The organism is Ornithinimicrobium sp., from assembly GCF_030537745.1.
Classification (GTDB): Bacteria; Actinomycetota; Actinomycetes; order Actinomycetales; family Dermatophilaceae; genus Ornithinicoccus.
On the sequence record NZ_JAUNVI010000021.1, the window covers coordinates 1 to 14,018 of the forward strand.

Consider the following 14,018-nt stretch of genomic DNA (forward strand, 5'->3'; position numbering starts at 1 on the left):
TCCACCTGGAGCAGGTCAAGATCATCGAGAAGCTGCTCTGGGACAACCTGTACGGGCTCCCGGTGTTCGCCCACCCAGGCATCGTCGGCTACGACCTGACCCTCAGCAATGTCCGCCAGACGGCGGTTCAGACCGGTGTTTCGTGGAACGCCGAGCAGTGGGTTCGCGCGCAGTGACGCCGGACCTGGGCCAACCCGGACGGGTTGCAGACTCCTACGTGAGCGGGCTGGCCCACCTCAACCCGGGAGCCGCCCAGGCAGTCGGTCATTCGACCGACCAGCTCTGGGCGGCCCTCGGGCCCGAGGGTATTGAGCAGCAGGACAGGCTCTCCCGCACAGCGTTGGCTGCCCTCGACTCTGCAGTGCCCGCGAGCGGCGAGTCGACCGAAGCTGCGGTGCTGCGAAGCGCCCTGTCCGAGCGGTTACGCAGCGACCGGGCCCTGCACGACAGCGGCTTCATCCCAGGGCTCGTCGCCCCTTTGGCATCCCCCGCCCACGAGGTGCTGATGGGTCTGGAGTCCGTGGCGGGGGATGCCGACGCGCTCGTCCAGGGACTCGCCGAGGTGCCCTCCGCGCTGCGTGACTACGCCGCTCGGCTCGAGGCTGCCGCCGCCGACGGGTATGTCGTGCCCGCACGGCAGTCCCGCACGCTGGCGTCCCAGCTGCGCCGCTGGGCCGATCCCGCCGCTGACGACCGTCTGGGCAAGGTGGTCGACGCTGACACGGCCGCGCGCGCACAGTCACAGCTCCAGGCGGCCCGGACAGCATGCCTCGACCTGGCCGGGTGGCTCGATTCAGTCCACGCCGCGCGTGGGTCAGAGACGGACGCGGTTGGTCCAGAGCTGTATGGCACTACCTCCACCGCCTTCCTCGGGACTCGCGTCGACCTCGACGACGCCTACTCCTTCGGTTGGGAACGGCTCGCAGAGCTGACCGCCCAAGCTGAGGATCTGGCCCGCAAGCTTGGTTGCTCGAGCCTGGACGAGGCGGCAGCCATGCTCGACGCAGACGTCTCGGGACAGGTCGAGGTCGGCCCTGACCTCCTGCAGTGGGTAGACGGCCGGATGACCGCAGCCCACGCGCTGCTGGACGCCACCGTCTTCGATATCCCAGCCAACTCGCGCGTCGCCGCGGTGCTTGCCGCCCCCGGCTCCGGCTCGATCTACTACTCCCCGCCCGACCCGGACGGGAGCCGCCCCGGCCGGGTGGTGTGGTCCACCCCGACGGGGATGTCCCAACTGCCAGTGTGGCGCGAGGTCAGCACCGTCCACCACGAAGGGCTCCCGGGCCACCACCTGCAGTATGCGGTCACGATGGCCACCGACGCCCTCCACCCCTGGCAACGCCACCTCTGCCATGTGCACGGCTACGCCGAAGGATGGGCGCACTACACCGAGGGCCGCGCCCAGGACTGGGGTCTACTCCAGCACCCCGGCGAACAGCTCGGGGTCCTGTTGGCGCAGCGCTGGCGTGCCGCCCGCATCGTCATCGACCTCGGACTCCACGTCGGCTACCCCATACCCACCCACAACGGCTTCACCGAAGCCACCACCTGGTCACCGGAGGTCGGTGTCGAAGTGCTGACGCAGGCCGCTGGTTGCGACGCTGAGACGGCCGGCTTCGAAGTGGTCCGCTACCTCGGATGGCCAGGTCAGGCCCTCGCCTTCGGGCTGGGCGCCCGTCTCTGGGAGCAGGCTCGCGCCTCCGCCCTTGCCACCGGCCGCTTCGACGAACGGACCTTCCACATGCAAGCGCTCGCCCTCGGCCCGATGGGGATGGGCCCATTGCAAGACGCCCTGGACGGACTCACTCATGCATGAATTCGCAGCCGAGCTGGTGGCCCTCGACCCGGTCGCGGCCCGAGCGGTCGGGGTGCTGGACCCGGTGACGGGCAGCCCATCGCTTCAGCTGCCGGCGACCGACGCCGAGCACTTTGCCGCCCTCGAGGCCGCCCTGTTGGCCCGGTGCGCCCGAGTCGAAAGCAGCCCGGGCTCCCTGACCTGGCTGGAGGAGCGCTGCATTCAGGCCGAGGTCGCGGTGCGGCTGCATGAGCTGCGCGTCGCACGCCCGTGGGAACGGGCTCCCTACTGGTACGCCGAGGTGCTCGGCGATGCCCTCACCTCCGTCAACCAGGACCGGCTGCACGAGGAAGACCATGCTCAGCTCTACCTCGACCTGCTGGAGCAGTCCGTGGGTTTTCTGGCTCAAGGCCAGCGCAACCTGGTGGCAGCGCACGTCCCCAGCCGGTGGGCGGAAATCGCTGAGTCGGCGCTGCGAGGGCTTCGCGGCCTGGTCGCTGGCGATCTCAGCCTCCTCTCCGAACGTCTTCCGGCATTCCTTGTCGCGGAGGCGGACCGCCGACGTGAGGTGCTCCTGATCGCGATCGACGACTTCACCACGCATTGTCAAGGACTCATCACGGACGGTGTCGGCGAGTGGGTTGTCGGCGAGGAAACGTTCTCGGGGCTGCTGCGCGACTATCACTGCCTGGACCTGACCGCAGAGCAGGTCTGGGAGCACGGCTGGGCCAGCGTGGACGCGGCGCAGGTGGACTTGGTCAAGCTCGCCGCCGTCCTCGACCCCGACCGCAGTTGGCAAGAGCAGATCGAGTCGCTCAAGGCCGAGCGCACCCCCGCCGACCAGTTCCTGGCGGCCTACCGCGCGGAAGTAGACACGAGCCTTCAGCTCACCCTCGGGCACGATCTGCTGACTGTTCCTGACGACCAGAGCTGCGTGGTGCTGCCGCTGCCGGAGTTTCGGCGTGCCGGCCTGCCCCTGGGTGAGATGCGCACGGTGCCTCCTTATGCGACCGAGCTGGAGAGCCAGTTCCTGATCACGTCGGCCGATCCGGACGCACCCCCAGAGCAGGTCGCAGGGCACGAGCGGGACAACTGCCCTGCGTTCATCCGTTCCATCGTGGGTCATGAAACCTACCCAGGTCATCACCTCCAGTCGGTGCACCATGTGCTCGGCACCCCCGAGGAATCCTTCCTGCGCTTCTTCCGCACCCCCCTCTTCGTCGAAGGATGGGGACTGTATGTCGAGGACATCCTCGAGGAGAGGGTTTTCGGCGCGAGCAACCAGGCCCTCTTCGCCCGCCGCAATCGCCTTTGGCGCTCGCTGCGCCTGGTGATCGACACGGGGATGCACACGGGGCGGTTGACCTACGAGCAGGCCGTGGACCTGCTGATGGACAGGACCGGCATGGACCCGCACATGGCCCGTGGCGAGGTGGATCGCTATACGCGGCACGACAACCCCACCTACCCCTCAACCTACGTCCTGGGCCGCGACATCTTCCAACGACTCCATGCTCTTCTTGCAGGTCGCGTCCCCGGCGGCGAGGGCCGCCTGCACGACCTTCTCCTGTCGCACGGTTCGCCGCCGGTCGCACTGCTCGAAGCAGTCTTGCTCGAGGAACTCTCATGACCCCCCTGGCGGACCCGGTCTTGCTGAGCGGGGTGACGGTCGTCGACCCGGCAGCAGGAGACCACGAGAACGCCGCTGTCCTCATCGGTGTCGACGGGCGGGTCCACGCGACCGGTCCGCGCGAAGAGGTGCTGCGCGCTGCCGGGGCCAACACCGCGCGCGAGGTGAGGACCAGCGGCTATGTCGTGCCTGGACTGATCAACATGCATGTGCACCTGGGCCTGGCACTGCCGGGGGCGATGTCGGAGGCCGTCGACGGTGACAACGACGCGCAGACCGTGCTGCTGATGGCCGATGCGGCGGCTCGCACCCTCTCCGCCGGGGTGACGACCACCCGGCTGATCGGTGAGAGTCGCTACCTCGACATCACCCTGCGTGCCGCGATCAGACGGGGCGCGGTGCCCGGGCCGCGCATCTACACCGCCTGTCACGCGCTGGCCTGCACCGGCGGCCACGGCTGGGAGTCCGACGCCCTTCAGGCCGATGGTGCCGACGGTTTCGCCCGCGCTACCCGCCAGCAGTTGCGCGCCGGGGCGGACCTGATCAAGGTCTGCGTCTCCGGTGGGATCGCGGGCGAGCATGAAAGCATCGACACTCCGCAGTTGACCCTGGACGAGGTTCGCGCCGTCATCGAGACCGCCCACGCCTGGGGCAAGCAGGTCACCGCGCATGCCGCCTCTTCCGCGACAGTCCTGCCCGCTCTGCGACTTGGCCTGGACGGTGTCGAGCACGGCTACAGCCTCGACACCGAGACCGTGGACCTGATGGCGCAGCAGGGCACCTGGTACGTCCCGACGATCACGGTCAGCAGATGCCGAGAGTTCTTCGAGCTGCACCAGGTGCCCGACTGGATGATGCAGCGTGCGTTGGACGCCGGGCCGGAGCACTGGGCCAGCCTGCAACGGGCCATCGCGGCGGGCGTGCGGATCGTCATGGGGTCCGACATGCCCCCCTACGCACCGTTCGACGGGACGACAGCGACGGTGCGTGAGATGGAGTTCATGGAAGAGGCCGGCATGAGCGCCACTGACGTGCTCGCCGCTGGCACCAGCAGGGCCGCCGAATGGTTAGGCGCGCCCGACCTGGGCACCCTAAGTCCAGGATCGTGGGGCGACCTGCTCCTTCTCACCGACGACCCGCGTGACGGCATCTCCGCGCTCCGGTCGCTGCGTGCCGTCGTGCAAGGAGGCCGGGCGGTCCGCGACGACCGCCACGAACTCATCGCTTGGACGATGTGAGTGCGACCGCAAGTGCAAGGGTTTGCGGACAACGGCGGATCTGCCCCTAGGGCATAGGCGGCGTCACCGCAACGAGAAACTCAGCTTCCTTCGTTGCCTCGTTCACGTAGTGGTGGGGCATCCGCGCGTCAAAGGTAATGCTCTCGCCACTGTTCAGCGGGTGCCGCGCTTCGTTCACCACGACCACGAGGGTCCCCCGCGTCACATAAGCACACTCGGTCGAGGCATGGGCCCACGGTTCGGCGGCAGTCTGTTCCCCTGGCAGCAGACGGCCGAGGAGGACCTCCAGATCCGTCCTGCCGGGGGTCAGCCGCTCATACGTGATGGCGCCGGGAACGACGGAGAGCGTTGGCCGTTCGTTAGGCCTGCTGATGTGCACCTGGGGCGCCTCGGGCTCTGCGAAGAGCGTCGCGAGATCCGCTCCGTAGACTGCGGCAAGTTTGCGGATCGTGGCGAGGCTGGGGTCGGTCTTGCCCCGCTCGACCTGACTCAGCAGCCCCGGCGAGACATCGGCGGCCTCTGCTAGCTGGCGCAGAGAGAAGCCCCGCTCCTGACGCAGTTGTCGCAGTTTCTCTGGCAGCACACAAACTCCTGTCCGTCGGGCGACGCCGGCAGGAAGCCCCCAGCGCACGGCCGTTTACCTACGCTAGCCGTGCGTGCAGTTTACCGGCTCTCCGTTGTCGTACCGGACCTGGGACGTGACGGAGTCCTGAGTCCCATCGACACTCACGTCGAGGTCGCCTGGGAGCTCGAGGTCGGACCCCCCGTGCGCCGGTGAAAGCGCTGAGACAGGAATGGGTTTGACTGGTGCCCGCGCAGTGAACGTGCCGACGTCCGCAAGGTCGATCCCCCGCTGTTCGGCGGTCAGCGCGGCAACCGTGAGAGCGCAATGCCGCCCCTGGCACAGCCCCATGCCGGCTCGGCATTCCAACTTGACCGCATTGACGTCGCTCAGGAAGGGATTGTCGTCCAGAACGCTGCCGATCTGGCCGGCAGTGACGAGCTCACACCGGCACACGACGGTGCTTTCGGTGCTCAATCTCGCCAAGCTTTCGCGGCGAGGCTCGAACAGCGTCTGGACCACCTTGGAGAATCGGCGCGCCGTCCGCAGGTCCCGCTGGGCTCGCAAAAGATCTGGGGGGGTGCCGACCTTCTTCAGATCTGCCCAGATGGCAAGACCAGCAAGGCGCCCCTCGGCATACGCCTGCTCGGCACCAGCGACGCCGCCGGGCTCACCTGCGACGTAGATGAGTTCCTGACTGGATCTCATTTTTTCGTCGTGCGCGACGACCCAGCCTCCGGCCGGACTATCCCAACGCACTGCGCACCCTGCTTGCCTGGCCAGCTCCGTAGAGGGGACGAAGCCGTAGCCCAGCACGAGGCCGTCGCACTCCACCGAGCGGGTCGGTCCGCGCAGATTCCAGTCGGAGTCGATGGACGCGATCTGCACCGACGTGAGGTGCTGCTCACCCTCGGCTTGGGTGACCAGGGCACGGGTGAGGATGGGCACCCGCGCCGCCTTGAGTCGCAGCAGTATTTTGGCTGTCCCGCCGAGCAGGCCGAGGTGGCCAGGGACCGCCGCAAGACTGCGCGCGCCCTCCATGGGGCTGGGCAGACCGCGCGCTAACACCAGGGCTGCCAGGTCCGCACCGGCGTCGAGCAGTTGGCCAGCAGCCACGAGCAAAAGGGGATGTGCACCAGCGAGGACGAGCCTTTTGGCCGGCAGCAAGCGCTGACTCTTGACCAACGTCTGCGCAGCGCCAGCCATCATCACCCCTGGCAGGGTCCACCCAGGGAAGGGGACCGGCAGGTCGTAGGCGCCGGTGGCGATGAGGACGCGCCTGGCCTGCACATACTCACCACCTTGTGGGCCCGAGAGTCCGACGCTGACCGTGTGCGAGGCTTCGTCCTCCATGAGCAGGCCCCACGCCGTCGTCTCCCAGCGCCAGTCGATCTGCTTCGATCGCCCACTTTCGGCAAGCAGGTCCTTCGCCCAGGGATAATCCTTGGGTGCGTCGTGTCCAGTCCCTCCCCACTCCACGGGGAGTTGCCTGAAGATCTGCCCACCTGCTTGTCGCTGCTCGTCGACAACGAGGACGTGCAGACCACGCTTCGCGGCCGTCAGCGCAGCCGCGAGTCCGGCTGGCCCTGCGCCGACGACAAGCACGTCGTAGATCATCAGAACAACTCCGTGTGACTGACGCTCATGCCCTGTCGCGCTGGGGTCAGGCAGGCGCGCGTCCACGGGGTCCCGTCCACGGTCACGACGCAGTCAAAGCAACTGCCCATATTGCACAGCGGGAGACGAGGGTCTCCGTCCCGAGTCAGCACGAAGGCTCCCACCTGGGCCGCCAGCAGGGCGGTCGCAAGCGTCTCCCCCTCGAACGCACCGATGACGTGCCCGTCGAATGTGAACTCGATGGGGCGCTGCCGTTGCGCTGGCAGTCGCGATGAAGAGGGCATGGCGTCAACTCTCGAATCGTCGTGGGTCGTAGGGCGTGATGTCGAGGTCTGGTGTGACACCCATGATCAGCAGGGCGAGCAACCGGGCGAAGGTGGGGCCGAGCGTAAACGCCGATCCGCCGGTGGCGACGAAGATCCCACTTCGTCCGGGCACCGCACCGAGGAGTGGGAGTTGGTCAGGAGTCAGCGTCGTGGCACCGGTCCACATCCGCAGCACCGCTGCGGAGCGCAGTTCCGGCAGGACTCGCTGCGCCACCAGCACGCTGCGCTGCACCGAAGAAGCGACCAACGAGGGGGCCACATCGAGCCTCGGTGAGCCGGCGACGGTGCTGCGGAACGTCGCTGGCCATCCCCCTCCGATCAAGAAGTTCCCCTCCCCTGTCTGCTTCAGCGAGAGCCTGGCACCCACATGCTGGATCAACTGCGGGAGGGCGCGGCGGGCGCGAACAGTAGCCACCATGGTCAACGCGACGGGATAGACGGGCAGCGACACTCCCAGCATGGCGAGGAGTTGGTCAGTCCAGATGCCGCCGGCGAGGACCACCGAGTCGGCTTCTATATACACAGTCTCGGAGGTGTCGCGGTGATAGCCCACCCGCCAACGGTTGCCCTGCCTCGCGATCGAGGTGACGGTCGTTCTCGTGCGGATGCTGGCGCCGCGTCGTGCGGCGGCTCGCGCCAGCGCTGGCGCCACCAGACGACTGTTTGCCTTGCCTTCGATCGGGCAGAAGGCCGCAGCAACGACGTGGGGTGCCAGATAGGGGAACCGCCGGTGGAGTTCGGACCCGGTGACAAGCTCGACGTCAAGCCCCCATGACCGCTCGAGCTCGATTTTTTCTTCCAACCTCAGCGCTTGCTCCGAATTCTCCGCGAGCATCAACCCCCCGGCCGCAGAGACGTGCAGGTCTTCCCCTATCGATCCACTCAGCGTCGCCCACTGTTGCGCGGCATCGAGGTGCAAGGGCATTGCTTCGGCTGCGCGCTGCGCCTCTTTCAGGCCATTCGCGATCATTCGATATTCCAGCTGGAAGTGCAGGCTTCCGGCGTTCTGGCCAGAAGCGTGTCGGTTGACCTGATCCTTTTCTAAGACGACAGTGTCAGCGCCACTGGAGACCACGCTCCACGCGATGGCAGTGCCGAGAAGCCCACCACCGATCACGAGGACATCGGTGCGCTCTACCATCGCGCGGGCTCAGCCTTGATCTGTAGTCGTTGGAGGGTGTCGTGAACCAGGCTGACTTCGCTGGGTGTCAGATCCAGCAGGGGTCGTCGAACGACGCCGGCAGGGACGCCTCGATAACGCAGGGCGGTCTTCATGATCGCGGCTGTGTTGCCGAACTTTGTCCCGTAGTCGGGCGTGAACCAACTCTCCATCAGCACCCGGTCGCGGTCCCCCAACCGCAGGGCTTGCTCCCTGTCGCCAGCAGTGATGGCCCGCCAAAAGTCGGAATGGTCACTTCCCAGAACCCCGCCGGACCCCATCAGACCACTCCCCCGTCCGGCCAGCGCCAGATCTACGCCCAGCGCACTAGTGGGTAGTCCAAATACCCGCAGGCGGTCGCTGACCCCATAGAGGGAGGAAAGAAAACCAGCCGTATTCTGCGTCGAATTTTTTAGAGCAACGATGTTCTCTACGTCTGCTAGCTCATCGAGTGTTGAGCTATCGATATCGACGCTGCAGCCGCGCGGCCAGTTGTAGATGCACAGCGGTATATTCGACCCGTCCGAGACATCAGTGTAGAACTGCACGATTTCGCGTGCCGACGGGACGATGTATGGCGGCGGCGCCAGCAAGATGCCGTCGAGCCCCGCCTTTTCTGCTTCGCGGGCATAAATGATTGCTTCACGCGCGGTGAAGGCATTGCAACCACCCAGGACCGGGATGCGTCCGCGCACGTGACGTGCGCCTTCATGAAACAGTCTGATGCGCTCTTCTGGCAGCAGGCTCGACCATTCTCCGGTGGTGCCCGCCAGGATGATTCCATCCATCCTCTGGTCAATCAGCCACTCCAGTTGGGCCGCAAAATCGGCCCACGCAATGGCGCCGTCCTGCCCGAACGGCGTAGTGATGGCGGGGATGTAGCCGTACCAGGTGACGTCAGTGCGGTCCATGCAACTCCTCGTTCGGCAGCGTGGTCGGCCCTGACGTTGCGTGCCATCATCCGTGAGATGCGCCCAACCAGCCACACGTGGGTTCACAGCAAACGTGCGTGTAGTCAGACTATACATCTTCTGTCATACTGGCGGCGTCCGTGCAGCACAGGAACCGACATTGCCTGTCCATTCTGGGCAGGCAGAACTGGAGAATGACGTGACTGACCCGTCTGGCACCCGAGAGCTTCACAACCCACCAGCACTTCATCCTGCGCCTGGGTTCAGCCACGTCGCGATCGGCACCGGCAGCCGGACCGCCTACATCGCAGGACAGATTGCGTTGGCGCCGGATTTCTCGATCATCGGTGAAAATGACTTGCGCGCACAGACCGTCGCCGCCACCAGAAACCTGGAGATCGCTCTGCAAGCGATCGGCGCCACCTGGGAGCACGTCGTCCGCCGGACGATCTACACGACGCAGCCAGAACAGTATGCCGCCATCACCTCCGGGATCGAGGAAGTGCAAGGGTCGCAGGAGCACCCCGCTCAGACCATCATCGGCATCACCGGGCTGGCGATCCCCGGGCTGATGATCGAGATCGAGGCCACCGTGGTTCTTCCGTGAGCGGAATCCCAGGGCTTCAAGGCATTGATCACGTCGCGTTGACCGTGCCCGATCTCGATGAGGCAACCCGGTTCTACTGCGACGTCATTGGCGGCACACTGCTTTACGAGCTTGGCCCTTTCGATGCGCGACAGATGCCCCCGTCGGATGACGGCCTCGACTGGACCGAGGCTCACCTCGACGTGGCAGATGCCCTCTTGTCCTTCCGAGTAGTGCAGTTGGGCAGTGTCGTGCTCGAACTCTTCTCCTACCAGCGTCCCGCAGAGTTGAGCGCTGCAGGACTTGGCGACGCTGCGCCGGGGCATGGACACATCGGCTTCGCAGTCGACGACATTGCGGCTGCCACCGCCTATCTGCTCGACCAGGGCGTCCGCGTCCTCAGTGGTCCGATCGACGTCCCCCCGGAGGCCCCCAGCGGAGCGATGCTCAACCGCTACTTCGCTGATCCGTGGGGCAACCAGTTGGAACTGACGCAACGCCCAGGTCACGCCCACTGAGCTGTTCTCACGGGTTCCACCAGTGGCTCTCCTAGCCGTTAGGACGCCACCCGGGCGATCTCCTCACGCCACGACCGCTGGTGCACCTGTTGGCCGTCGCAGTGCGCCACCTGCTGGGCCTGAAGGTAGATGGTGCTCTCGTCGCACGTCAGCACATAGGTGCTTACCACCCGCACCCGGAAGTGCCCTTCCCTGCTCGCTTCGTACTCCCAGCTGATCGCAGCCCGGTAACGGTCGGCCAACTCCGGGTGCGCGACGTACTCTTCCCTGCATCGTTGGTCCACCCGTAGCCCGTGGTCGACGTAGGTGATGTCGCCTAGATCGTCTTCGACGACCACGGTGGTCTCGCCGCTGGCGACGTCGGTGGACACGGTCCGCCGCGGCTTCGCTGCTCGGTGGATGCGCAGTCGTGCTCCGGGCGCGGAGACCGCAGGTGGTGGCAGCACCTCCAGGTCGTCCCCGCTGAAGATGGGCAGGGTCAGGAGGGACCTGCCCGGCAGCACGGTGAGGTCCGAGCGCACGGGCGGCGGCATCAGCAGCGGGAAGTTGGCGGAGGAGACCGAGACGCGCAGCTGGTGGCCGGCAGGTATGCGGTAACCGACCATGTCCAGTGCCACCGTGACCTCCATCGCCTCCCCCGCGCGCACCGGAGTCACTAGGTCCGGCGTTTCGCGCAGCCGCAGGTTGAGCACGCCGTAGGTGATCAGGGCCACCCCGCCATCTGGTCGCACGTCGTTGAGCCGCACCGTCACCTGTCCTGCGTCCGTGCTGCTGGCCAAGCGCAGACTGACCTGCGGACGCCCCAAGAGGTCCATCGGCTGGGTCAACGGGTCACTGTCCCAGGTCGCGGCATACGCATCGTCGGCGCGTTGGTCGGTCGGCAGGTCGGGGCCGGTCCAGATGGCGCAGTACTCTCCCTGCCCCGTCCCTGCGGTCAAGGGGGTCCGCACCGCCACCTCCGTGGACAGGTCCTCCAGATCAGCGGACAGAGAGCCTCCGTCGGTGAGCGAGAGCACGCGGGAAGTGACACACGGATCGGGCCAGCCTGCCGTGCGCACCCAGCGCCCTGGACGGAAGGCGTGCATCGGCGCAGGGGGGACAGAGTCCTGGACGTAGAAGCGTCCGGAGGGCACCGCGTCCGGCAGGTTCTGTGCCGGGTCGGCGGTGGGAGACCGATCGTGGAGCCAGCGATCCCACCACCTCAGCGCCTCCTGCAGGAAGCCGACGGTCGGCTGCGGCACCGCGAAGTGCGGATACTTGTGGATCCACGGACCGATCATCACTTGGCACGGAGAGCTCAGGTGTTCCAGCAGGCGGGGCACGGTGTTCTTGTAGGCATCACCCCAACCGCCCACCGCGAAGACCGGGATGGTGATCGCGCCGTAGTCCTCGCAGACCGAACCGTGCCGCCAGTAATCGTCCCGAAGTTGGTGCTGCATCCAGTTCTTTGCCAGCAGCGGCATCTGATCCAGCCGCTCCAGCCATCGATCCTTCCACTCGGGCACCAGCGCTGGGTCCGGGACGGCTGCGCTAAAACTCAGCATTGTCGCGGCCCAGCCCAGGTTTTCATTCATCAGCACGCCACCCTTGTAGTGGACGTCGTCTGCGTAGCGGTCGTCGGTCGAGCAGAGGGTGATGATCGCCTTCAGCGGAGCCGGCCGCAGCCCAGCGACCTGCAGAGAGTTGAAGCCGCCCCAGGAAATGCCCATCATCCCGAGCGAACCGTCGCACCAGGGCTGCGCTGCGATCCAGTCGATCACTTCTAGAGCATCGGCCTGCTCCTGGGGCAGGTACTCATCGGCCATCAGCCCAGTGGACTCGCCGTTGCCACGGAGGTCGACGCGCACTCCGGCATACCCGTGGGCAGCGAAGTAGGGGTAGGTGAGCTCGTCACGTGCCAGGGTGCCGTCGCGTTTGCGATAGGGAAGGTACTCCAGGATCGCCGGGACCGGCGTCTCCAGCGCGTCCTTCGGCAACCAGACGCGGGCCGCCAAGACCGTGCCGTCGCGCAGGGGGATCTCGACGTGCTCGATCTCCACTCCTGCGTCGGGCAGGTCGGGTTCCTTCGCTGCGGACATCGTGTTCCTCCTTGGCGGTCATGGCGTGCGGTGCGCTGAGTATGGGGTTACGCTCCGACGGATTGCAACGGCAGGAGCCACCCATGAGCGGGAATGACCATGCGCAGCCGGGCACGACCAGTGACCCTGACGACGACCCGCAGGTGGCGCAGGTCGAAGACGAGGTCGAGGACGCCTTCCACGCCACGGTAGAGGAAGGGGCCGAACGACTGCACCGGAGTTGGCGTGCGCTGATCACCACCGGCATGTTCGGTGGCCTGGAAGTCGGTCTCGGGGTGCTGGCCTTTCTGGCGGTGCTGCACCAGACCGGCGACCACCTGTTGGCCGGCCTCGCCTTCGGCATCGGCCTGGTTGCGCTTTACCTGGCCCACAGTGACCTGTTCACCGAGGGCTTCCTCCTGCCGATCATGGCGGTCTTCGCTGGCCGCGGGAGCGTGACGAAGCTGCTGCGATTGTGGGGGGTGACGATGGTGACCAACCTGATCGGCGGCTGGATCTTCATGTGGTTGGTCACCCGGGCCTTCCCGGAGTATGACGAGGTGCTCACGCAGACCGCCCGGCACTTCGTCGACGCCCCGCTGGACCTGCGCTCGGTGTGCCTGGCGTTGCTCGGCGGGATCGTGATCACGGTGCTGACGCGGATGCAGCACGGCACGGACTCTGACGGAGTCAAGGTCTTTGCGGCGCTCGCGGCCGGCTTCCTGCTCGCTGGGCTCAGCCTGTTCCACTCGATCCTCGACTCGATCATCATCTTCGGTGCCATCCTGGGGCCGGGCTCCGTCACGTATGCGCAGTGGCTCGCCTGGTTCTGGTACGTCGCGGTGCTCAACGCGGTCGGCGGGCTGGTCTTCGTCACCGCCCTTCGGCTGGTGCGGGCCAGCGAACTCTCCGAAGCTCCAGGCCCGAGCCATGAGAGGGTCGGGTGAGTTCCCACCCGGTCCCGACCCCGTAGGCCTGCGCCCTCATGCTGGGTCTGCCCGCGGTGGACGCTGACGCGAAGGAGGGCTGATGACCATCTCGGAGTATGTCGATGCGCTTGGTGAAGCCACGGGCCACGGGTGGGGATTTCTCGCTGCCTATGGGTTGACCTGGGCGCTCTGTGGGGTGTTGTGGTGGCGCTCCAGCCCGCGGGTCGCTGCCTATGCGACTCTGTTCCAGGGAATGGTGGCCCTGCCGCTGGCCCTGGGTCTGACCGCGCTGACACCAGGCCCACCACGCCCCGTGCTGGACGGCATGGAGAGCCTGACCATCCTGCTGTCCAGCGGGCAGTTGCTGGCGCTGCCGGTCGTCATCTATCTGGTGGCCAGCAAGCGCTACACCACCGTCCCCCTGGCCATGGTGATCGTGCTCGTGGTCCACTTCGCGCCCTACTCATGGCTCTACGGCACCCCGCTCTACCTCGTGATGGGAGCCGCTGTGTCGGTCGGCGCCGTCATCGCGACGGCCCGCTCGACCGGTGAGCCGGACCAGGGCAGCGAGCGGGCCGGCTCCACAGGCGCTGGGCGGGTCGCTCTGACGACCGGGGCTGTCCTGCTGGTGAGCGCCGCCATTGCTTGGCTGCTCTAGCCACCAGTCCCGTTCAGGGGCCAACCGCG

Annotated in this window: 13 protein-coding genes; 7 read left to right on the forward strand and 6 right to left on the reverse strand. The window is 66.6% G+C overall.

Annotation, left to right across the window (positions count from 1 at the left end):
- Positions 1 to 217 precede the first annotated feature (217 nt).
- Genes Q4P07_RS06390 through Q4P07_RS06400 form a run of 3 tightly spaced genes read left to right on the forward strand, consistent with a single transcriptional unit; the run spans position 218 to position 4,666 of the window.
- Positions 218 to 1,819: a DUF885 domain-containing protein gene (locus Q4P07_RS06390; protein WP_303374070.1), complete on the forward strand. Its 1,602-nt coding sequence runs from the start codon at positions 218 to 220 to the stop codon at positions 1,817 to 1,819.
- Positions 1,812 to 3,428 carry a DUF885 family protein gene (locus Q4P07_RS06395; RefSeq protein ID WP_303374071.1) on the forward strand — a complete coding sequence of 539 codons (1,617 nt, stop codon included), beginning with the start codon at positions 1,812 to 1,814 and terminating at the stop codon, positions 3,426 to 3,428. Before Q4P07_RS06390 ends, Q4P07_RS06395 begins: the two co-directional genes overlap by 8 nt.
- Entirely contained in the window at positions 3,425 to 4,666 is a 1,242-nt protein-coding gene (locus tag Q4P07_RS06400; protein ID WP_303374072.1) for an amidohydrolase family protein, read from the forward strand. Before Q4P07_RS06395 ends, Q4P07_RS06400 begins: the two co-directional genes overlap by 4 nt.
- A 46-nt stretch (positions 4,667 to 4,712) precedes the next feature.
- On the opposite strand, the gene Q4P07_RS06405 is transcribed toward Q4P07_RS06400, so the two are convergent.
- The 5 genes from Q4P07_RS06405 to Q4P07_RS06425 form a co-directional block, all read right to left on the reverse strand.
- On the reverse strand, positions 4,713 to 5,249 hold the full coding sequence (locus tag Q4P07_RS06405; RefSeq protein WP_303374073.1) for a helix-turn-helix domain-containing protein: 537 nt from the start codon (positions 5,247 to 5,249) through the stop codon (positions 4,713 to 4,715).
- 63 nt (positions 5,250 to 5,312) lie between these two features.
- Positions 5,313 to 6,845: an FAD-dependent oxidoreductase gene (locus Q4P07_RS06410; protein WP_303374074.1), complete on the reverse strand. Its 1,533-nt coding sequence runs from the start codon at positions 6,843 to 6,845 to the stop codon at positions 5,313 to 5,315.
- Positions 6,845 to 7,129: a (2Fe-2S)-binding protein gene (locus Q4P07_RS06415; RefSeq protein ID WP_303374075.1), complete on the reverse strand. Its 285-nt coding sequence runs from the start codon at positions 7,127 to 7,129 to the stop codon at positions 6,845 to 6,847. Before Q4P07_RS06415 ends, Q4P07_RS06410 begins: the two co-directional genes overlap by 1 nt.
- Before the next feature lie 4 nt (positions 7,130 to 7,133).
- Positions 7,134 to 8,312 carry an FAD-binding oxidoreductase gene (locus Q4P07_RS06420; protein ID WP_303374076.1) on the reverse strand — a complete coding sequence of 393 codons (1,179 nt, stop codon included), beginning with the start codon at positions 8,310 to 8,312 and terminating at the stop codon, positions 7,134 to 7,136.
- The gene (locus Q4P07_RS06425) at positions 8,306 to 9,241 is read right to left on the reverse strand and encodes a dihydrodipicolinate synthase family protein (RefSeq protein ID WP_303374077.1); all 936 of its coding nucleotides are present in this window, start codon (positions 9,239 to 9,241) and stop codon (positions 8,306 to 8,308) included. Before Q4P07_RS06425 ends, Q4P07_RS06420 begins: the two co-directional genes overlap by 7 nt.
- Positions 9,242 to 9,440: 199 nt before the next feature.
- On the opposite strand from Q4P07_RS06425, the gene Q4P07_RS06430 reads away from it, so the two are divergent.
- Both Q4P07_RS06430 and Q4P07_RS06435 read left to right on the forward strand, forming a co-directional pair.
- Positions 9,441 to 9,848 (forward strand): RidA family protein, encoded by a 408-nt coding sequence (locus Q4P07_RS06430; protein ID WP_303374078.1) that lies wholly within the window; start codon positions 9,441 to 9,443, stop codon positions 9,846 to 9,848.
- The gene (locus Q4P07_RS06435; protein ID WP_303374079.1) at positions 9,845 to 10,345 is read left to right on the forward strand and encodes a VOC family protein; all 501 of its coding nucleotides are present in this window, start codon (positions 9,845 to 9,847) and stop codon (positions 10,343 to 10,345) included. Before Q4P07_RS06430 ends, Q4P07_RS06435 begins: the two co-directional genes overlap by 4 nt.
- A 38-nt stretch (positions 10,346 to 10,383) precedes the next feature.
- On the opposite strand, the gene Q4P07_RS06440 is transcribed toward Q4P07_RS06435, so the two are convergent.
- Positions 10,384 to 12,423, reverse strand: a complete 2,040-nt coding sequence (locus Q4P07_RS06440; RefSeq protein WP_303374080.1) for a CocE/NonD family hydrolase — start codon at positions 12,421 to 12,423, stop codon at positions 10,384 to 10,386.
- Between the two features lie 83 nt (positions 12,424 to 12,506).
- Between Q4P07_RS06440 and Q4P07_RS06445 the strand changes: the two genes are divergently transcribed.
- Both Q4P07_RS06445 and Q4P07_RS06450 read left to right on the forward strand, forming a co-directional pair.
- On the forward strand, positions 12,507 to 13,349 hold the full coding sequence (locus tag Q4P07_RS06445) for a formate/nitrite transporter family protein (RefSeq protein WP_303374081.1): 843 nt from the start codon (positions 12,507 to 12,509) through the stop codon (positions 13,347 to 13,349).
- 82 nt (positions 13,350 to 13,431) lie between these two features.
- Positions 13,432 to 13,989, forward strand: a complete 558-nt coding sequence (locus tag Q4P07_RS06450) for a hypothetical protein (protein WP_303374082.1) — start codon at positions 13,432 to 13,434, stop codon at positions 13,987 to 13,989.
- The last annotated feature ends 29 nt before the right edge of the window (positions 13,990 to 14,018 follow it).

What these genes read in the sequence shown, in the direction of transcription:
- Q4P07_RS06445 (WP_303374081.1), top strand. Translation starts at nt 12,507, where the DNA reads ATGAGCGGGAATGACCATGCGCAGCCGGGCACGACCAGTGACCCTGAC.
- Q4P07_RS06410 (WP_303374074.1), bottom strand. Translation starts at nt 6,845, where the DNA reads ATGATCTACGACGTGCTTGTCGTCGGCGCAGGGCCAGCCGGACTCGCG.
- Q4P07_RS06400 (WP_303374072.1), top strand. Translation starts at nt 3,425, where the DNA reads ATGACCCCCCTGGCGGACCCGGTCTTGCTGAGCGGGGTGACGGTCGTC.
- Q4P07_RS06395 (WP_303374071.1), top strand. Translation starts at nt 1,812, where the DNA reads ATGCATGAATTCGCAGCCGAGCTGGTGGCCCTCGACCCGGTCGCGGCC.
- Q4P07_RS06425 (WP_303374077.1), bottom strand. Translation starts at nt 9,241, where the DNA reads ATGGACCGCACTGACGTCACCTGGTACGGCTACATCCCCGCCATCACT.
- Q4P07_RS06420 (WP_303374076.1), bottom strand. Translation starts at nt 8,312, where the DNA reads ATGGTAGAGCGCACCGATGTCCTCGTGATCGGTGGTGGGCTTCTCGGC.
- Q4P07_RS06440 (WP_303374080.1), bottom strand. Translation starts at nt 12,423, where the DNA reads ATGTCCGCAGCGAAGGAACCCGACCTGCCCGACGCAGGAGTGGAGATC.
- Q4P07_RS06450 (WP_303374082.1), top strand. Translation starts at nt 13,432, where the DNA reads ATGACCATCTCGGAGTATGTCGATGCGCTTGGTGAAGCCACGGGCCAC.
- Q4P07_RS06415 (WP_303374075.1), bottom strand. Translation starts at nt 7,129, where the DNA reads ATGCCCTCTTCATCGCGACTGCCAGCGCAACGGCAGCGCCCCATCGAG.